This is a genomic window from Halomonas litopenaei (assembly GCF_003045775.1).
In the GTDB taxonomy this organism is placed as follows: Bacteria; Pseudomonadota; Gammaproteobacteria; order Pseudomonadales; family Halomonadaceae; genus Halomonas; species Halomonas litopenaei.
In genome coordinates this window covers 688,040-705,455 of the sequence record NZ_PXNS01000001.1, presented here as the reverse complement: position 1 = coordinate 705,455, position 17,416 = coordinate 688,040, and the positions used below count along the sequence as shown (strand labels likewise).

The window sequence follows — 17,416 nt, the reverse complement described above, 5'->3', positions numbered from 1 at the left end:
GCTCACTCGGCCGGTACCGGCGCCACTCGCCCGGGCGCCAGGGCGTGGCCACCGTGGGCGAACACCGCCGGCAGGTAGTCGGCCAGGGCATTGAAGCCGTGCTCGCCGCCGGGATGCAGGATCGCCTTGGCCCCGCGGTAGGCGGCGAAGGCGTCGGCGCTGTCCAGCGTCTCGTCCTCGGTCACCAGCAGCAGCAGATAGCGCCCGGGGGTCACTACCTCCGGCGTCATCTCGGCGATCTGGTCACGGTGGCCCTGCTCGACCACGAAACGCTCACCGGTGTAGGCGTTGACGAAGCTCTCGCCGAGCATGGTGTCGACCAGCCTGGCCGGTCGCACCGCCGGATTGACCAGTACCGCCGGCAGCTCATGGCGCTCTGCCAGCACCGTGGCCAGAAAACCGCCCATGGAGCTGCCCATCAGCATCGGGCTGGGCCCCAGCCGGGGTAACAGCGATTCGGCGAGCCGCAGGGCGTCGGCCGCCTGCGAGGACAGGTCCGGGGTCTCGCAGGGAAGCCCCAGCTCCGCACAGGCGGCCTTGATCAGCCGCGCCTTGGGCGAGGCGCCGGCACTATTGAATCCATGCAGGTAGAGCACGCCGCTCGCTGCGGCAGCACTCGACGCTGTTGATGGGCTCAGCATAACGGAAAACCTGTATAAATGGCCAGTTTTCGACCCTCCCCTGCGCCCGCAGGGGCGCTGTCGCTATCGCCATCACTCATGCCAACGGCCATCAGTCCCGCGCGGCTTGCCAGGTGGCCTCGATCAGCCCGCGGGTGGAGTCATCCATCGCCTCCAGGCCCTGGCGCCCCTCGATGATGTCACGGGTCTCGTTGGCGATCTTCTTGCCCAGTTCAACGCCCCACTGGTCGAAGGGATTGATACCCCAGATGGTGGCCTGGACGAACACCTTGTGCTCGTAGAGGGCGATCAACGCGCCCAGAGTCTGCGGGGTCAACCGCTCCAGCAGCAGGGTGGTCGAGGGCTGGTTGCCACGATAGCGCTTGTGCTCGGGCCTGGGACCGTCATCGGCGATGGCGTCGTCGCCCAGCATCAATACGCGGGACTGGGCGAAGCAGTTGGCCAGCGTCAGCCGGTGCTGGCCCATCAGGTGCTCGCGGGTGGCCGGATCCTCGACGTCATCGTAGCGGGCCAGCGGCGCAATAAAGTCGCACTCCACCGCCTGGGTGCCCTGGTGCAGCAACTGGTAGAAGGCGTGCTGGGCGTTGGGCCCGAGCTGGCCCCACAGCACCGGACAGGTGGAGTAGTCGACGATATCGCCGTCGTTGGTCACCGACTTGCCGTTGGACTCCATCTCGAGCTGTTCGAGGTAGGCGGCGAAGTATTCCAGGCGTCCGTCGTAGGGCAGAATCGAGTGGGCACGGATATCCAGGAAGTTGTTGTTCCAGATACCGGCCAGCGCCAGCAGCACCGGCAGATTGTCCTCGAGCGGCGCCTTCTGGAAGTGCACGTCCATGGCGTGGGCGCCGGCCAGGAAGTCGCGGAAGCCGTCCATGCCGATGACCAGGGCGATGGGCAGGCCGATGCCACCCCACAGCGAGTAGCGCCCGCCGACCCACTCCCAGAACTCGAGCTGGTGGTCGCAGGCGATGCCCCACTCGGCCATCTTGTCCGGGCTTGCCGAGACACCGATGAAGTGCTGGCGCAGCACCAGCTCGCGATCCACGCCCTCCTGGCGCGCCTCGACCAGCCGGGACAGCAGCCAATCCCGCGCGGTGTTGGCGTTTGAAAGGGTATCGATGGTGGTGAAGGACTTCGACGACAGCACGAACAACGTGGTCTCGGGGTCGAAGCGCATCAGGTAGTCGACCAGCTGGGAGCCGTCCATGGTCGAGGCGAAGTGGACCTCGACCGGATGGGTATCCGCCGGGCGATAGTCGGCCAGGGCGTGGGTCACCATCAGCGGCCCCAGGTCGGAGCCCCCGACCCCCAGGTTGACCACGTCACGGATCGGCTTGCCGGTGGCGCCGCGCCACTGGCCGGAATGGAAGCGCTCGACCATGGTCGCCATCTTGTCCAGGGTGGCGTGCACCGCCGGCACCAGATCCTCGCCTTCGACCACCAGAGATGCATCCTGCGGCAGACGCAGCGCGGTATGCAGCGCAGGGCGGTCCTCACTGACGTTGACCCGCTCACCGGCCAGCAGGCGACGGATGGCGTCGGGCACGCCGGCCTCGTCGGCCAGCGCCAGCAGATCCTCGAGGGTCTGCTGGTCCCAGCGCTGCTTGGACAGGTCGAGTTTCAGCCCCGCAGCCTCGTGGCTGAAGGTGGCAAATCGCCCGGCATCCTCGCGAAACATGTCGCACAGGTGCCGCTTGCCGACTTCCTGTGCCTTCTGCTTCAACGCCTGCCAGGCCGGCGTTTGATCGATCGATGGCATGATTCCTCTCCTTGGGCCCTGTCTGGTGGGCAAAGCTGGGCCGAACGGCGACGGCAAGCCTCATCGTGCAGCCTGACCGCGGGGCGCGTACAATCACTCCCCCCGAGCCCGACAACACTGGCAATCCATGAGTGACGCATCTTACCGTGACGCCATCTTTTCCACACCCCTGGACAAGGTGGCGCGCTTTTCGTTCGACGAGCGGGTCGTCGCCTGCTTCCCCGACATGATTCGCCGATCGGTCCCCGGCTACGGCCAGATCCTCGGCATGCTGGGGGTGATCGCCGAGCGCCACCTGCGCCACGGCGCCCACGTCTATGACCTTGGCTGCTCGCTTGGCGCCGTGGGCCTGGCGCTGGCCGGCCAGCTACCCAGGGACGCCTTCAGCCTGACCGGGGTCGACCTGTCCCCGGCGATGGTCGAGCGCGCCCGCCAGACCCTCGAGCACGAGTGCCCCGACCACGCCATCGAGGTGATCGAAGGCGACATCCGCCACCTCGACTACCGTCCCAGCGGCATGATCGTGTTGAATTTCACGCTGCAGTTTCTGGCCCCGGAAGACCGCGATGGTGTGCTCGAGAAGCTCTACCAGGCGCTGGAGCCCGGCGGTGTGTTGATCCTGTCGGAGAAGATCAAGGCCGGTGACGAACAGGACAATGCCTGGCTGGTGGAGCGCTATCACGACTTCAAGCGCGCCAATGGCTACAGCGACCTGGAGATCAGCCAGAAGCGCAACGCGCTGGAGAACGTGCTGGTGCCCGACACCCTGGAGCAGCACCACCAGCGCCTTGCGCGGGTAGGCTTTGCACGCTCGCTGACCTGGTTTCAGTATCTGAATTTCGCCTCCATGGTGGCCTTCAAATGATTCCCGAGCATCAGCGCGATGTGTACCGCGCCTTTCTCGAGCAATCCTTCCGCCACGCCGGCATGGGCGACTGGCTTGCCCGCCTGCCCGAGCAGTTCGCCCGTGGCCTCGACCGCCAGCGTCACGGCGACCTGCCGGCCTGGGAGAAGGCGGTGGCCAAGCTGCCGGCGCTGCCCGACAAGCGCCAGGTTCAGCTCGATCGCGACGAGGTCACGGTCGAGCTGGAGCTTGATGACAGTCGTCGTCGCCAGAGCGAGAACCTGCTGCGCGCGCTGATGCCGTGGCGCAAGGGCCCGTACCGGCTGGCAGGCATCGCGATCGATACCGAGTGGCGCTCGGACTGGAAGTGGCAGCGGCTGGCGCCGCACCTGTCGCCGCTGCGCGGTCGACGGGTGCTCGACGTGGGTGGCGGCAACGGCTATCACGCCTGGCGCATGGCCGGCGCCGGTGCCGACTTCGTGCTGGTGATCGATCCCTCACCGCGCTTCTACTGGCAGTTCCAAGCGGTCAAGCACTTCGTCGGCGATGCCGACGGCGGGCGCACCCACTTCCTGCCGGTGGGCATCGACGATGTGCCCCAGGGCCTGGGCTTCTTCGACAGCGTGTTCTCCATGGGCGTGCTCTACCACCGCCCTTCCCCCCTCGACCATCTGATACAGCTACGCGACGCCCTGCGTCGGGGCGGCGAACTGGTGCTCGAGACGCTGGTGGTGGAAGGCGACGAGACCCGGGTGCTGGTGCCGGGCGATCGCTACGCGGCGATGCCCAATGTCTACTTCCTGCCATCGTCACGCGCCCTGGTGGGCTGGCTCGAGAAGGTCGGCTTTCGCGACGTTCGGGTGGTGGATGAAGCACCCACCAGCCTGGAGGAGCAGCGCTCCACCGACTGGATGACCTTTCAGTCGCTGGGTGACTTCCTGGACCCTGAACGCCCCCACCTGACCCGAGAAGGCCACCCGGCCCCACGTCGGGCCGTAGTGATCGCGACGCGCCCAGCCTGATCCCGCGCCCCCCCCTGCCCCCCCTGCCCCCATAAGACACGACGCCCCGCTGATCCAGTCAGCGGGGCGTCGTCGTCAGGGGCAGTGTCAGGGGCGGTGTCAGGGGCTATGTCAGGGGCGGACCCGCGTCACACGAAGTCCAGCACCATGAAATGGGGGTTGTCGACCAGCACTTCCATGCGGGTAATGTCGTCGAGCACTACCATGCGCTCGCCGCGCTCTGTCTTCAGCGACAGACACTCCTCGCGATCCTCGTTGAAGGCGGTATCCAGTGCCTCGCCGTGCTTCTCGTCACCGTCTCGCAGCGACAGCTTGACCGGAAAATGGTACAGGCAGGCGATTTCGATATTGTCATAGAGATGGCAGGCCACCATGTTCATGCCCTCCCTGCTTCCGTGGGGGAATGGAAGACGTCGTCATGACGTCACACGCGACGCATCCTGCCTTTGGTCTAGCCCAGGCACCAGCCCGCCACCATCTGGCTGCGCAGTTGGAGTTAAACCCATCGAAAAGCACTAGCATTCTGGTTCAACCAAGCCACTGAGAAGCGGCTATTACTGTGCTCTTTCAGTGCTCATCTGACAGCGGCCCCTGCGCCGTAGCGCAGGGGCCGCTGTTGCAGCGAACCAACGATGGTGAAGCCGGTCCCGGACGTCAGCGCTTGAGCAGCTCGCGCACGTCCTTAGCTTCCCAGTGGGGGAAGTACTTGCGCACCAGGGCGTTGAGTTCCAGCTCGAAGCCGGCCCAGTCGACCTGCTCGGCAGCGCCGCCTTCGACACTGGCCGCACCGCGAATCATGCCGGCGCCCACGGTGACGTTGGTCAGCCGGTCGATGACGATAAAGCTGCCGGTGCCAGGCACCCGCGCGTAGTCATCGATGGGTACCTCGGCGGTCAGCGCCACCCGGCAGCGGGCGATGGCGTTGAGCTCGAGTCGCTCGGCGCCATGACGCTCCAGGCTGTTGACGTCGACCTGATAGTGGATGGCATCGACGTGTCCCGCCACGGCGCGCCCGGCCATGCGGATATCGTACTGACGCCCAGGCTCGAGGGCGTCGTCGTGCATCCACACGATGTCGGCGTCGAAGGCATTGGACAGGGTGATGTCCGCGTCCGCCGCCACCAGCCAGTCGCCACGCGAGATATCGATCTCGTCTTCCAGGGTCACGGTGATGGCCTGGCTCGGGTAGGCGTCGTCAAGATCGCCTTCGAAGGTGACGATACGCTCGACCCGGCTGAGCTTGTTGGATGGCAACGCCTTGACCGCCTGGCCGGGGCGCAGGATGCCCGCCTCCAGGGTGCCGGCGTAGCCGCGGAAGTCGAGATTGGGGCGATTGACGTACTGCACCGGGAAGCGCAGGTCGCTCAGGTTCTGGTCGCGGCTGACCTCCACGGTCTCCAGAAGCTCCAGCAGCGCCGGGCCCTGGTACCAGTCGAGGCGCTCGCCGCGATCGACCACGTTGTCGCCCTTGAGCGCCGACAGCGGCACGAAGTGAATGTCGCTGGCGTCGAGCTGCTCGGCGAAGGCGCGGTAGTCGGCGACGATCTCGTCGAAGCGCGCCTGGGAGTAGTCGACCAGGTCCATCTTGTTGACCGCGATGACCAGATGCTGGATGCCCAGCAGGTCGGCGATGAAGCTATGACGACGGGTCTGGGTCTGCACGCCGTAACGGGCGTCGATCAGGATCACCGCGAGGCCGGCGGTGGAGGCACCGGTGGCCATGTTGCGGGTGTACTGCTCGTGCCCCGGGGTGTCGGCGATGATGAACTTGCGCTTGTCGGTGGAGAAGAAGCGATAGGCCACATCGATGGTGATGCCCTGCTCGCGCTCCGACTGCAGACCGTCGACCAGCAGCGCCAGATCCACCTCTTCGCCGGTGGTGCCCTTGGTCTTGGAGGCCTGAGTGATGGCCGCCAGCTGGTCGTCGAAGATCATCTTGGAATCGTGCAGCAGGCGACCGATCAGGGTCGACTTGCCGTCATCGACGCTGCCGCAGGTGATGAACCGCAACAGGTCCTTGTTTTCGTGCTCGTGCAGATACTGCTCGATGTTGTCAGCAATCAGACTGGACTGGTGAGACATGCTGTACCCCTGATGGTGACCCGACGTCGTGCTGGACGCCGGGCCCTTGATCTGTCATCTGCGTCCTCGCTCCCGATCCCTGTCGGCTGGAGCAAGGCGCGTGGCTGCGTGCGGTCGGTGCCGGCGTCAGAAGTAGCCTTCGCGCTTCTTCTTCTCCATGGAACCGGCCTGGTCATGATCGATGGCACGGCCGGAGCGCTCGCTGGTACGGGTCAGCAGCATCTCCTGGATGATCTCCGGCAGGGTCTGAGCCTTAGACTCCACCGCACCGGTCAGCGGATAGCAGCCCAGGGTGCGGAAGCGCACCCACTTCTGCTCGGGCTCTTCGCCCTCGGCCAGGGGCAGGCGCTCGTCATCGACCATGATCTGCATGCCGTCGCGTTCCACCACCGGGCGCGGGGCGGAGAAGTAAAGCGGCACGATGTCGATGTTCTCGAGGTAGATGTACTGCCAGATATCCAGCTCGGTCCAGTTGGACAGCGGGAAGGCACGGATCGACTCGCCCTTGTTGATGCGGGCGTTGTACAGATTCCACAGTTCCGGACGCTGGTTCTTGGGGTCCCAGCGGTGGTGGCGGTCGCGGAAGGAGAACACCCGCTCCTTGGCACGGCTGGCCTCTTCGTCGCGGCGGGCGCCACCGAAGGCGGCGTCGAAGCCGTACTGGTCCAGCGCCTGCTTGAGGGCCTGGGTCTTCATCACGTCGGTATAGCCGCTGGAGCCGTGGTCGAAGGGGTTGATGCCGGCGGCACGACCTTCCTCGTTGGTGTGGACGATCAGCTCCATGCCCGCTTCCTTGGCCATGCGGTCGCGGAAGGCGATCATCTCGCGGAACTTCCAAGTGGTATCCACGTGCATCAGCGGGAACGGCGGCGGGCCAGGATGGAAGGCCTTGCGCGCCAGGTGAAGCATCACCGAGGAGTCCTTGCCGATGGAGTAGAGCATCACCGGGTTCGAGAACTCGGCGGCCACTTCACGGATGATATGGATGGACTCCGCCTCGAGCTGCTTGAGGTGGGTCAGTCGCTTCGGCGTGAGCGACGCCTGGGCGGCGCGCTCACGGGCTGGTGCGGAAAGGCTGGTCATGGCCGGACACCTCGCATGACGGGAAAAGTGGAGATGTCAGCGAGGATACTGCGGGGCGAGTAATAACGTAAAAGAATTAATAACTATCTTTTTAGAACCAAGCGTAAGACTCCTAGATATCGACGCGCTCCACCCAGGTCTGCCACTCTCCCTCTCGTTTCAACTCCACCACCCGGTAGCCGGGGCGCGACGCCTCGTCCACGGCGAAGTCCTCGCTGCCGGGCAGGAACTGGTCAGAGGTGGAGGGACAGGCGTAGACGTCGACCCGTCCATGGGCCAGGGACATCACGCCATGGAAGGCCTGATGCACATGACCGCACAGCACCATCTTCACCTGGGGATAGCCGTCCAGCACCTCCCAGAAGCCGTCGGCATCTACCAGGCCCAGAGCGTCGATCCAGGCGCTGCCCACCGCCAGCGGCGGATGGTGCATGGCGATCAGGGTCGGCCGGTCGTCCTCGGCCAGACGCGCGCCGAGCGCGGCCAGGGCCTCTTCTCCGAGCTGCCCGGTGGTCTCGCCGACAAGCTGGGTGTCGAGCTGCAGAAGCCGCCAGTGGCCGGCCTCGACCTCGGGCAGGATGTCCCGCTCGGCGCCCATCAATGCCACGTCGTCGTGGTTGCCGGGAATCCAAAACCAGGGACAGTCGAGCTCGCTCAATCGCTCGGTGGCGAGCCGGTAGGCGGCCTCGGACTCGTCCTGGCTGATGTCACCAGTGACCAGCACCAGGTCCGGGCGGTCGGCGTCCACCGCCTTGACCACCGCCTCCAGCTGATGGGCGGGCAGGCCTCGGCGCGAGCGCGCCATCGGGTCGGCGTACAGGTGGCAATCGCTAATCTGGATCAGGCGCATGGAGATCTCTCGACGGGCGGCAACGGCTAACCGGCTCAGGGCAACTGCGGCAGATCCAGCGAGTGGCCGTGGGCCAGCCCGTGATCGAGCCATTCGCCGAGGAAGCGATTGATCTGCAGCTTCTCGTCGGGCTGGTGCATATGCGCGTTGGGATAGCGGTAGCGGCCATCGAAGTGGCGCCGGCGCTGAAAGTCGGTGACCTCGGCCATGCGCACATCGTGATACAGGTGCACGCGCATGCGCGGGCTGTCGATGACGCCGTCGAGGATACCCTCCTGGCTGACGCGAATGATGCTGGTATAGGGCGCCAGCTCTTCGACATGCAGGCGCAGGGCACCGAGTCGACGCTCACCGTTGAGCAGTTCGACCTCGCGGCTTTCGCCCTCTTCCAGCTCGCCCAGCAGTCGCGTCAGGCGGATGTAGTTGGCCGTGCACTCGCTCTGCAACGTGCGCAGATCGGTGACGTAGGCGCTGCGTTGGGTCACGCTACCTCCTTGCTCTCAACGACGCCCGTTCGGCGGCCAGCCAGTAAAAGCCGATCAGGCACATGGCGTTATCGAGTCTCCCTTGATTGAGAAGTTCCCAGGCACGATGAAATGGCAACACATGGACGCGGATATCCTCGTGCTCTTCGTCCAGGCCATGCACCCCACCCAGTCCGCTGGTATCGACGAGGCCGCAGAAAAGCGTCACACGTTCGTCGCAGGCACCCGGACTAGGATAGTAGCTATGCAGCAAGATGAGGTCCCCGACCTCGCAACCGGCCTCCTCGAGGGCCTCGCGACGGGCCACTTCCTCGGCAGACTCGTCCTTGTCGACCAGTCCGGCCACGCACTCGAGCTTCCACGGGGTGTGGGCGTCTTCCATTGCGCCGGCACGGATCTGCTCCACCAGCACCACGCTGTCGCGCTCGGGGTCATAGAGCATGACGCCCACGGCGTCGTGCCGGCTATGCACCTCGCGCACCACCGCCTCGCTCCAGCCACCTTCGAACTTGCGATGACGGAAGGTCAGCTTGTCCAGACGAAAGAAGCCCTGGTGCAGGCAATCGCGTGACACCAGTTCGACGTCCTGGGCGGTAAAGGGGGCATCGATGTTGCTCGTTTCCGGCATGGGGACCTCCGCAGACAGATCGGCCCATTATCCGGATCGGTCAGGGGCCCCACAAGGCGAGTCCAGGTGGGGCCTCCTGTCAAGGCGGGAAACGACAGGGAAATTGGCGCGGGTCAGAGCTCGTTTAGCGCCTGATCATAGCTCGTTGAGCAGGGCGCGCGCCTCGGCCTTGAGCGCCTCATCAGAGGCTTCGCGTCCGGCGCGAACCGCACCGGCGATGGCCTTCTCGGCGTGCTGGCGGGCCTCGGCATCGCGCCCTTCATCGGCCAGGTAGGCGGCGTAGTAGTAGTTGACGTCGATACCGCCGGGGCGAATCGTCAGCGCGCGCTTGAACATTTCCTCGGCCTTGTCGTCATCACCGAAGGCCACCGGCCAGCCCGGAGCACGGTCATACAGCGCCCCCAGGGTTACGTAGGCCGAGCCATCGAGGCCATTGGCGTCCAGTGCGATGGCCCGCTCCAGCGCCCGCCGCGCGGCCTTGGCGTTGTCCAGCGCGCCGAGCCCGCCCTTGGCCTTGGCCAGGGACGCCTCGATGATGCCCTCCCAGACCAGCAGCTCGCTGACGTTGGGATTGGCCGAGCTCAGCTCGTGGGCCTCGGCGGCCAGCGCCGTTAACGGGGCTTCCTGGGCCGACAAGGTGCTAGAGGTGGTGACACTTTCCCAGCGGTTCTTGAGCTGGTCGAGCTCACCCTGCCAGGCCAGCGCCACGCCGCTGGCGAGGCAGGCGGACAGGGTGACAAGCGTCAGCGCCGTCGAGGCTAAGAGCCGACGCGGGCGTCGACGCAACGCGGTAGATGGAACATCAGGCGAGGCGGAAAACAGGGTTCGTGACATTTGGCGGCTCCGGATACTGTTATTGTGATGCACCCTGATGCTGGGTGGTCATGGTGGGCGGCCGTAGTGCGCAGTCAGGCCAAGCGATCAGGCCGAGCACTGACCGGCAGCGTTGTGACCCGATACGTAAAGCCACACGCGTTCTGGCGCCCTCCCCGAAATGTAACGAACGTTTGATTTATTCGCCAGTCGCATTCTTCGTCGACCGCTCACTGCATCGCTTCCCTGACCTTTCCCCCACCACCCAAAGCGCTTGCGACCTGACCCAAGTCGCGGCACCCTCGTGGACCTTGTCTGATTCAACGACTCACCGAGGATCGCCATGAAAGGCCGCAACATGACTCGCTGGCGTGACCCGGCGAAGGATCCCCGTCAGGAACCCAAGAGCAACCTGATCACCCTGGAAGGTGCCGAGCGCCTGAGGGGCATTCTCGACCACCTGAGCCGGGTCAAGCGACCGCAGCTATCGGCCAAGGTCGGCGAGGCGGCGGCCCTTGGCGACCGCAGCGAGAACGCCGATTACACCTACAACAAGAAGGAACTCAACCGGGTCATCGGTCGCATTCGCTACCTGACCAAACGCCTGGATGAGTTGCAGGTGGTGGACCGCCTGCCGGCGGACACCGATCGGGTGTTCTTCGGCGCCTTCGTCACCCTGGAGGACGAAGACGGTGAAGAGATGTCACTGCGCATCGTCGGCCACGACGAGACCGACACCAGCAAGCGCTGGATCAGCGTCGACGCGCCGCTGGCCAAGGCGCTGCTGGGCAAGTCGCTGGACGACGAAGTGACGGTGGCCGCCCCCGGCGGGGAGACCACCTGGCTGATCACCGAGATCCACTACCGCACGCCGGGTCAGAACACCTAGCCCGGCTGGCACCTAGCCCCTGGCGAGGCGGGCACGGTAGACCCGAAAACGGCCATTGTCGGCCAGGATCTCGAAGCCGCCGAAGGCCTTCTCCAGGGGGTCTGCGTAGGGCAGGAAGGCGTTGGCCACCAGGATCAATTGCCCGCCCGGCGTCAGGTGCTGGGGCGCCTCCTGGATCAGACGGGCCGCCGGGCCGTAGTCGATGGAGCGTTCCTGATGAAACGGCGGATTCGAGATAATGGCGTCGAAGCGACGACCCGCCAGCGCCGAGTAGACGTCGCTTTCCAGTGCCTCGCCGTTTAGCCCATTGGCCGCCAGCGAGCGCCGGGTCGCTTCCACCGCAAAGGCGCTGACATCCACCGCGGTGACATCACGCCCCTGCTGTGCCATCCAGGCCGCCAAAATGCCGTCACCGCAGCCCATGTCGAGCACCTGGCCCCGGGGCAAGGCAGTCTCTAGCTGCTCGATCAGCAGCCCCGTGCCCTCGTCGAACTTTCCGTGTCCGAAGACGCCGGGATGACTTGCCAGCGTCAGGCCGGCGGCCTCGAAACGCGTCCATACCGCTTCCGGGTCGAGGGGCTGGGGCGCCGAGCGGGTCGCGAACAGCGAGCAGCGCCGGGCGCTGTCGAGCTTGCGACAGCCCATGCCCAGGGCCGCCAGCACCTTGAGTACCCGCTTGATGCCACCCTGGTGCTCGCCCACCAGCTGCATCGGCGTGCCCTCGGGCAATACCTGACACAGCCACAGCAGCCACCACTCCCCCAGGGCGTGGGACTTGGGCCAGAACAGCACCACCCCCGGCGGCGGCGACGCCTCGGGCGAGAACGGCGACAGCGCCGGGCGCCCCTGGGCCTGCCAGGCGGCGCGCACCGACACATCGGCGCTGATCAGGGTCCCTTCGCCCTGCTCGAGCCAGCTATCCCGAGGCGGCGCCACCCACCACCAGCCGCGATAGTCGGCGTCCTGACGCTCCAGCAGTTGGCACACCGGGGTTTCGGCACTCATGTCGGGGTCTCCTCACGGGTGTCAGCGCCGCCGTCGCGCGGCGATGGACTCCCCTCGGGGTCGGCCGGACGGCGGAAGGTATAGAGCAGATAGCGGCCCAGCCGCCAGTGGGGGTCCAGGCGGCAGTAGGCGTGCTCCAGCGCCACCAGCTTGTCGAGTTCATTGTCGTTCTGGGGCGGCTGGCGCAGGTAATCGTGGAACACCCGGATCCCCGCCACGCCCTCGCAACGAAGCCCGGCGGCTTCGGTCCAGGCCATCACCTGGTCATGGGTCAGCGGCGAGATCGGCGTCAGCCGCTGGCGCTGTCCCTTGCCCTCGAGCCGATCCTCCAGCGCCTTGTCCAGGTTGCCCTTTACAACGTTGGACAGCCGCAGGGCGTCGCGGTTGAACACCATCAGCGACAGTTGAGCCCCCGGCGCCATCAGCGCGGCCAGACGATCGATGGCCGCCCTGGGGTCGCCCAGCCATTCGAGCACCGCGTGGCACACCACCAGCGGCCAGGGCCCAGGGGCCTCGCCCGCCAGGTCCTGCAGCGGCGACGTCAGATAGCGGACCCGGGACGCCTCGACACCCTGGGCGTCGATCGCCTCCCGGGCCCGGTCGAGCATTTCGCCGGCGGGCTCGGCCAGCGTCACCGCATGCCCACGCTCGAGGAACCACTGGGCCTGCTGACCGAGCCCCGCGCCCACGTCCAGCACCGGCTGGCCATCGAGATCGAGCATCTCCGGCAGCAGACGGTCCAGCAATGACAGGCGCAGCTCGCCGCGCAGGTGCCCGTAGAGCGACGCCGAGAACTTGTCCGCCAGTCCATCGAAGTGGCGATCGCCATGGACAGACAGCGGCGCACCGCCAGACGCATGACCAGCAACAGAAGCGGCAGCATCAGAAGCAGCAGCGGGAGTGACGGCAGCGTCACTCGTGGGGTGTTGAGACATCGAAAACGCCAGACAGGTGTGGATAACAAAGAGCCGTGGCGCGCATTCTACCGAGCCAGGCCAGCGCTGACACCCGCCCGGATCACCTGCCCAGCCACCTTCCCTGCCACCGTCCCAGCCACCTTCCCTGCCAACTGCGGGTTTATCTTGGCGAGTCAGCCGCTTATAATGCCGCCCCAACGCCCTCTTAGCTCAGCAGGATAGAGCAGCCGCCTCCTAAGCGGCAGGTCGCAGGTTCGAATCCTGCAGAGGGCGCCATGTCTGCTCTGCTTTCTTCATTACTTCTCGTTTCTGCTCCCCTTGGGACTTGTTGGCTGCTGGGTGGCTTGGCCGCCCCACACTCGGCCATCACGCGCATCACAAGATGGCCAGCGGCTTGATGTTGGTAGAAAACAGCATCTCTGGATCGCCCCCTGATGCCAAAAAAGCCCACCAGAGTGGCGGGCTTTCGTCTACACGATGCGGGGCAGGGCCTGGTTTCGCCTGAGGCTTAGCTTTCGCAGTTCTCGCCGACCCAGTGACCTTCCTGCTCGATGGTGACCTGCTGGCCGTTGTCCATCTCGATCATGCTATTGAAGTGCTCGTCACTGTGCATCGTGATACTGGCATCGAAGGTGGTCGTGCGAGCGCCGGCGGGACAGGTTGCCTGGGCATCGATGGTATCGCCATCGCGTCTGATCTTGATGTCTTCGCAACCAGACGATGTCCAGTCCTCGCGCAACGTGGCGATCATGTCACTGGATTCTTCCGCGGTCATGCACTGCGTCTCGGTCGTCTCCTGAGTCATCTGCTCAGGCATCTGGTCGCCCGACATGCTTTGGATAATTTCCCATTGTCCAGGCTTGAGGTCGCTGGCCATGGCGCTGGTGGATACCGCGATCAGCAGAGAGGCAAGCAAGAGGTGTCGTGACATGGATCCTTCCCGTCTTTTTTTGGTGAAAAGTCGCCGAGGTATCGGTGCCCCCAGCCTATCTCACCAATGACCGGCAAAACGGAAAAACATCCAAAAGAAAGCAATTAAACAACAGAACGTTACATCAAGGATCGTGCTGTCGATGTCGGCACGCTCGCACGCGGGAAGCCATGGTCCTGCCGGCCCGGGAGGTTCACACCGGGCTTGTCATACCGTCTGTCATGTCGCGCGCTGCACTGTGCGTCAGGTCGCGCGTCATTTCTCTCGACTAGGCGCTGTCCGAAAAGTCGATGAGCGAAGGTTAGACAAGGCAAAAATCGGTGAGAAAGCGCAGTTTACGGGGTGTAAATGAGCATTTTGATCCGATTTTTAACGCCGTATTACCGAGCGCAGGCACTTTTCAGACAAGCCCTAGGCCAGGGCGAAGCCTGTGTAATCCGTCTGCGCATCTTCCCTTGGGCTATCGTGCAGGGGTGTCGACGCAGGGTCGATGTCTCTGCGTTCATCTGTCACGCCGGTCTGGCCCGTCAGGCGTCTCACCAGATCATCGACATAGGCGGCGACATCTTCCGGGTCCAGGGCACGGTGAATGGTGCCAAGATATTCCGCCTGATCGGCTCCGTAGTCTCGGCTACCCAGCAAGGAACTCAGTCCACCGACCGGACCCACACGATTCTCGTGCCCGTAAGACTCGCCACGGGCCAGCAGCCCCGTCAAGCCCACCTCCATCGGCACGAATCTCGCAAGGCCTCTTGCGGCAATGCGTACGTCACACGCCATGACGAGCTCGTGGCCTCCATACCGGGCCATGCCTTCCACCTTGGCGATGGTGGTCTGCGGGAGGTCTTCGATTCGCGCAAGAAGACGCTTGAACTCACGTTTTCTGCTGTCGTCATCGCCGACCTGGGGGGATGAGGCACCCTTCAATGTCTTGTATCCCGCCAGGCGCGAGAACACTTCAGGGAACCGAGACTGAAAGACGATGGCATCGATTCTGGCATCGCGCTCGAGATGATCCAGCAGCTTGCTCATCTCGTCGAGAAAGATGGCACCACTCGGGTCCAGCGGGGCATCCAGGAAGGTCACCCAGGCGGCACCTCGGCGTACCGATACGTTAAAGGTGGTGAAATTTCTGTACTGCATGACAATCCCCTCGGACAGATTCGTGAATCCGTCGCCGGCCTGGCACTGCGGATGGTCGAGCCATTCTGCGCCTTGCACGCCGGCCTCCCGTGGCTACCATTCAGCTCGATGACACTCGGACCAACTTAGCCCAGTCGAGATGGCTTCAGAATGGCCGCTTTCCGGTTTCAGAATTCGCAAAATCCGTATAATGGGGACCAATTTTTGCCCTTTCAGGCACTTCCCTCACATTCTCTCCCCCGACAAGACGCCCGGCAGTGCCAGCTCTCTGTACCAGAGTTCCCTCTGCTAGCTCTCTACCAGCTCTCTTTACCGGTTCTCTCTACCGGTTCTCTCTGCCAGCCCTGTAGGCCGTGACGGCCTGCTCTCTCACAGATAGCTCCTGGCAGAGCGCTTCGGCGAACGCCTTCACCCGCCGGGGTTGGTCGCGAGCGGGAGGAAACATCAGCTGCAAGGGCTTGGGGGGCGCTGCCACGTCCTCGAGCAGTGGCACCAGCCGTCCCTGTTCAAGGTCTTCCTGGACGTCTAGCTCGGACTTGAGGCAGATGCCATGACCTTCCACCGCCCACTGGCGCACCAGTGAGCCGTCGTTGGCGATCCGATTGCCCTTTACCGTCACCTGCTGCGGTGCGCCCTCAGGCCCAAAGCTCCAGACGTTGTCCAGCGCCGCACCAAAACGCATCACCAGGCAGTTGTGCTGTGCGAGTTCCGTGGGAGTGCCAGGAACGCCATGGCGCTCCAGGTAGGTAGGGGCGGCACAGACGATCCGGCGAAATGATCCCAGCTGGCGAATGCGCAGGCTGCTGTCCAGCACTTGCCCGAACCGAAGCGCCCGATCGAAGCCCTGACCGACGATATCGGTGAAACCGTCCGACAGCGACAGTTCGAGCGATACGTCCGGGTTTTCGCGGGCAAAGTTCGCCATCACCTGGGACACCACCCCGCGGCCCAGGTCGATGGGCACGCTGATGCGAATCGGCCCGGACAGGGTCTGGGCGCCATGACGAATGCGAGATTCCAGCTCCTCAAGCTCTGCCAGCACCTGCTTGGCGCCCTCGACCAGGGTACGACCTTCTTCGGTGAGGCTGATGGAGCGGGTCGTGCGATTGATCAGCACCACGCCGAAGTACTGCTCCAGCGACGCCAGGCGCTCGGACACGGTGGTACTGGAAAGCCCCGTCTCTCTGGCCGCCGCCACCAGGCTGCCCTTTTCCACGATGGTCAGAAAGAGGCGCATGTTGTGAACGAGCATTATTCGGATTCTCCGGATTTATTTTTCGAATATAGGCGGTTTATCCCCCCAACCCCAGCCGATACCGTTCATCGCCTCACTGCTGGGCCGGTACCCATGCTCCTCCCTGCGGTGCCTTGAACGAGGCTTCGGTTGCCGACCCTTGCATTCCGAAGCTCCGGCCCCCGCGGTCCAACCATCGTCTTCTCAGGAGTGATCCCATGCGCTTGTCTGCTTTCCCCTTGCTTGCCACCAGCGTTGCGATAGCAACGCTCTCGATCGCCGGCCCAGCCACCGCCGCCACCGAGGTGGTGCTGCGCTCGGAGGTGACGCCACAGCCGCTGAACCCTGCCAGAGGCGACGCCAGCCCCCAGGCCAGCGTGCTGTGGGGCGACATCACCAAAGATGTGCCCAGTGGCGCCATCATCGAGTTCAAGGAAGGCTTTGCCTCGCCCCCACATATTCACAACATCACCTACCGTGCGGTCGTCATCGAGGGTGCGGTGCACAATGATGACCCGGATGCCGCTACCATGTGGATGGGTCCGGGGTCGTTCTGGACCCAGCCGGCTGGCGAAGACCACATTACCTCCACCATCGCCGAAGAAGGCGCCACCATCTTTCTGGAAATTCTGAAGGGCCCCTACCTGGTCCAGCCCTCGGACCAGGCCTTCGACAATGGCGAGAAACCCGTCAACCTGGAAGCCGGCAATATGGTCTGGCTAGATGCCGATGCCATCAACTGGCTCGAGGTACCCGGCCAGTCGCAGGAAAATGGCGCCGAAGTGGCCTTTCTCTGGGGAAGCACCGCGCCCGGAGAAGCCAACGGCTCCCTGCTGAAGATCCCGGCAGGAGCCTCGGGGACCATCAGCGGGGACGGTGATACCTTGCGCGCGGTTGTCATCCAGGGCGACGCCGAACTGAGCGGGGCCGATATTCAGGGCTCGTCACCGCTTCCCTCTGGCAGCTATTTCAGCGCGAATGACGACTCGGCTCCGCTCTTGACCTGCACCTCGGACGCCGAATGCCTGTTCTACGTGCGCACGGATGGCAGCTTCGACTTCGCGTCGCGCTGACCTGCTGACGCCTCGCG

Annotated in this window: 18 protein-coding genes and 1 tRNA gene; 5 read left to right on the top strand and 14 right to left on the bottom strand. The window is 64.6% G+C overall.

The window, feature by feature from the left end; translation table 11 throughout:
* Positions 1 to 2: 2 nt before the first annotated feature.
* Both C6W88_RS03250 and pgi read right to left on the bottom strand, forming a co-directional pair.
* A complete protein-coding gene (locus C6W88_RS03250) occupies positions 3 to 641 on the bottom strand; it encodes a YqiA/YcfP family alpha/beta fold hydrolase (protein ID WP_108131440.1) in 639 nt (212 codons plus the stop codon).
* Positions 642 to 732: 91 nt separating this feature from the next.
* Positions 733 to 2,400 carry a glucose-6-phosphate isomerase gene (pgi, locus tag C6W88_RS03245; protein ID WP_045994518.1) on the bottom strand — a complete coding sequence of 556 codons (1,668 nt, stop codon included), beginning with the start codon at positions 2,398 to 2,400 and terminating at the stop codon, positions 733 to 735.
* A gap of 127 nt (positions 2,401 to 2,527) precedes the next feature.
* On the opposite strand from pgi, the gene cmoA reads away from it, so the two are divergent.
* On the top strand, positions 2,528 to 3,265 hold the full coding sequence (cmoA, locus tag C6W88_RS03240) for a carboxy-S-adenosyl-L-methionine synthase CmoA (RefSeq protein ID WP_108131439.1): 738 nt from the start codon (positions 2,528 to 2,530) through the stop codon (positions 3,263 to 3,265).
* Entirely contained in the window at positions 3,262 to 4,266 is a 1,005-nt protein-coding gene (cmoB, locus tag C6W88_RS03235) for a tRNA 5-methoxyuridine(34)/uridine 5-oxyacetic acid(34) synthase CmoB (RefSeq protein ID WP_108131438.1), read from the top strand. The genes cmoA and cmoB overlap by 4 nt, the downstream gene beginning before the upstream one ends.
* A 128-nt stretch (positions 4,267 to 4,394) precedes the next feature.
* Here cmoB and C6W88_RS03230 read toward each other — a convergent pair whose 3' ends face one another.
* The 7 genes from C6W88_RS03230 to C6W88_RS03200 all read right to left on the bottom strand — a co-directional run bounded on the left by C6W88_RS03230 (position 4,395) and on the right by C6W88_RS03200 (position 10,228).
* Complete coding sequence (locus tag C6W88_RS03230; RefSeq protein WP_231498472.1) at positions 4,395 to 4,646, bottom strand: Rho-binding antiterminator; 252 nt, start codon at positions 4,644 to 4,646, stop codon at positions 4,395 to 4,397.
* Positions 4,647 to 4,920: 274 nt separating this feature from the next.
* A complete protein-coding gene (gene cysN, locus C6W88_RS03225) occupies positions 4,921 to 6,348 on the bottom strand; it encodes a sulfate adenylyltransferase subunit CysN (RefSeq protein ID WP_108131437.1) in 1,428 nt (475 codons plus the stop codon).
* 126 nt (positions 6,349 to 6,474) lie between these two features.
* Positions 6,475 to 7,431 carry a sulfate adenylyltransferase subunit CysD gene (gene cysD / locus C6W88_RS03220; protein ID WP_045994523.1) on the bottom strand — a complete coding sequence of 319 codons (957 nt, stop codon included), beginning with the start codon at positions 7,429 to 7,431 and terminating at the stop codon, positions 6,475 to 6,477.
* A gap of 112 nt (positions 7,432 to 7,543) precedes the next feature.
* Complete coding sequence (locus C6W88_RS03215; RefSeq protein WP_108131436.1) at positions 7,544 to 8,281, bottom strand: metallophosphoesterase; 738 nt, start codon at positions 8,279 to 8,281, stop codon at positions 7,544 to 7,546.
* Positions 8,282 to 8,316: 35 nt separating this feature from the next.
* Complete coding sequence (locus C6W88_RS03210) at positions 8,317 to 8,766, bottom strand: DUF1249 domain-containing protein (RefSeq protein ID WP_045994525.1); 450 nt, start codon at positions 8,764 to 8,766, stop codon at positions 8,317 to 8,319.
* Position 8,767: 1 nt separating this feature from the next.
* Entirely contained in the window at positions 8,768 to 9,394 is a 627-nt protein-coding gene (locus C6W88_RS03205) for an NUDIX domain-containing protein (protein WP_108131435.1), read from the bottom strand.
* A 135-nt stretch (positions 9,395 to 9,529) separates the two neighbouring features.
* Positions 9,530 to 10,228: a hypothetical protein gene (locus tag C6W88_RS03200; RefSeq protein ID WP_231498468.1), complete on the bottom strand. Its 699-nt coding sequence runs from the start codon at positions 10,226 to 10,228 to the stop codon at positions 9,530 to 9,532.
* 322 nt (positions 10,229 to 10,550) lie between these two features.
* On the opposite strand from C6W88_RS03200, the gene greB reads away from it, so the two are divergent.
* Positions 10,551 to 11,096, top strand: a complete 546-nt coding sequence (greB, locus tag C6W88_RS03195) for a transcription elongation factor GreB (RefSeq protein ID WP_108131434.1) — start codon at positions 10,551 to 10,553, stop codon at positions 11,094 to 11,096.
* Between the two features lie 12 nt (positions 11,097 to 11,108).
* Here the strand turns inward: greB and C6W88_RS03190 are convergent, their stop codons facing one another.
* Positions 11,109 to 12,101, bottom strand: coding sequence for a methyltransferase (locus tag C6W88_RS03190; RefSeq protein ID WP_108131433.1), 993 nt, complete (start codon positions 12,099 to 12,101; stop codon positions 11,109 to 11,111).
* Complete coding sequence (locus C6W88_RS03185; RefSeq protein ID WP_108131432.1) at positions 12,098 to 13,036, bottom strand: methyltransferase domain-containing protein; 939 nt, start codon at positions 13,034 to 13,036, stop codon at positions 12,098 to 12,100. The genes C6W88_RS03190 and C6W88_RS03185 overlap by 4 nt, the downstream gene beginning before the upstream one ends.
* Before the next feature lie 181 nt (positions 13,037 to 13,217).
* On the opposite strand from C6W88_RS03185, the gene C6W88_RS03180 reads away from it, so the two are divergent.
* Positions 13,218 to 13,294, top strand: a tRNA-Arg gene (locus C6W88_RS03180).
* 232 nt (positions 13,295 to 13,526) lie between these two features.
* Here C6W88_RS03180 and C6W88_RS03175 read toward each other — a convergent pair.
* The 3 genes from C6W88_RS03175 to C6W88_RS03165 form a co-directional block, all read right to left on the bottom strand.
* On the bottom strand, positions 13,527 to 13,949 hold the full coding sequence (locus tag C6W88_RS03175; protein ID WP_108131431.1) for a DUF3617 domain-containing protein: 423 nt from the start codon (positions 13,947 to 13,949) through the stop codon (positions 13,527 to 13,529).
* 411 nt (positions 13,950 to 14,360) lie between these two features.
* Positions 14,361 to 15,170, bottom strand: a complete 810-nt coding sequence (locus C6W88_RS03170; RefSeq protein WP_108131430.1) for an enoyl-CoA hydratase/isomerase family protein — start codon at positions 15,168 to 15,170, stop codon at positions 14,361 to 14,363.
* A 244-nt stretch (positions 15,171 to 15,414) separates the two neighbouring features.
* On the bottom strand, positions 15,415 to 16,344 hold the full coding sequence (locus C6W88_RS03165; RefSeq protein ID WP_108131429.1) for a LysR family transcriptional regulator: 930 nt from the start codon (positions 16,342 to 16,344) through the stop codon (positions 15,415 to 15,417).
* A gap of 200 nt (positions 16,345 to 16,544) precedes the next feature.
* On the opposite strand from C6W88_RS03165, the gene C6W88_RS03160 reads away from it, so the two are divergent.
* Positions 16,545 to 17,399: a DUF4437 domain-containing protein gene (locus C6W88_RS03160; RefSeq protein ID WP_108131428.1), complete on the top strand. Its 855-nt coding sequence runs from the start codon at positions 16,545 to 16,547 to the stop codon at positions 17,397 to 17,399.
* Positions 17,400 to 17,416: the final 17 nt, after the last annotated feature.

What these genes read in the sequence shown, in the direction of transcription:
- C6W88_RS03185 (WP_108131432.1), bottom strand. Translation starts at nt 13,036, where the DNA reads ATGTCTCAACACCCCACGAGTGACGCTGCCGTCACTCCCGCTGCTGCT.
- C6W88_RS03165 (WP_108131429.1), bottom strand. Translation starts at nt 16,344, where the DNA reads ATGCTCGTTCACAACATGCGCCTCTTTCTGACCATCGTGGAAAAGGGC.
- cmoB (WP_108131438.1), top strand. Translation starts at nt 3,262, where the DNA reads ATGATTCCCGAGCATCAGCGCGATGTGTACCGCGCCTTTCTCGAGCAA.
- cysN (WP_108131437.1), bottom strand. Translation starts at nt 6,348, where the DNA reads ATGTCTCACCAGTCCAGTCTGATTGCTGACAACATCGAGCAGTATCTG.
- C6W88_RS03230 (WP_231498472.1), bottom strand. Translation starts at nt 4,646, where the DNA reads ATGAACATGGTGGCCTGCCATCTCTATGACAATATCGAAATCGCCTGC.
- C6W88_RS03175 (WP_108131431.1), bottom strand. Translation starts at nt 13,949, where the DNA reads ATGTCACGACACCTCTTGCTTGCCTCTCTGCTGATCGCGGTATCCACC.
- C6W88_RS03250 (WP_108131440.1), bottom strand. Translation starts at nt 641, where the DNA reads ATGCTGAGCCCATCAACAGCGTCGAGTGCTGCCGCAGCGAGCGGCGTG.
- C6W88_RS03200 (WP_231498468.1), bottom strand. Translation starts at nt 10,228, where the DNA reads ATGTCACGAACCCTGTTTTCCGCCTCGCCTGATGTTCCATCTACCGCG.
- C6W88_RS03160 (WP_108131428.1), top strand. Translation starts at nt 16,545, where the DNA reads ATGCGCTTGTCTGCTTTCCCCTTGCTTGCCACCAGCGTTGCGATAGCA.
- cysD (WP_045994523.1), bottom strand. Translation starts at nt 7,431, where the DNA reads ATGACCAGCCTTTCCGCACCAGCCCGTGAGCGCGCCGCCCAGGCGTCG.
- greB (WP_108131434.1), top strand. Translation starts at nt 10,551, where the DNA reads ATGAAAGGCCGCAACATGACTCGCTGGCGTGACCCGGCGAAGGATCCC.
- C6W88_RS03215 (WP_108131436.1), bottom strand. Translation starts at nt 8,281, where the DNA reads ATGCGCCTGATCCAGATTAGCGATTGCCACCTGTACGCCGACCCGATG.
- C6W88_RS03190 (WP_108131433.1), bottom strand. Translation starts at nt 12,101, where the DNA reads ATGAGTGCCGAAACCCCGGTGTGCCAACTGCTGGAGCGTCAGGACGCC.
- C6W88_RS03205 (WP_108131435.1), bottom strand. Translation starts at nt 9,394, where the DNA reads ATGCCGGAAACGAGCAACATCGATGCCCCCTTTACCGCCCAGGACGTC.
- pgi (WP_045994518.1), bottom strand. Translation starts at nt 2,400, where the DNA reads ATGCCATCGATCGATCAAACGCCGGCCTGGCAGGCGTTGAAGCAGAAG.
- cmoA (WP_108131439.1), top strand. Translation starts at nt 2,528, where the DNA reads ATGAGTGACGCATCTTACCGTGACGCCATCTTTTCCACACCCCTGGAC.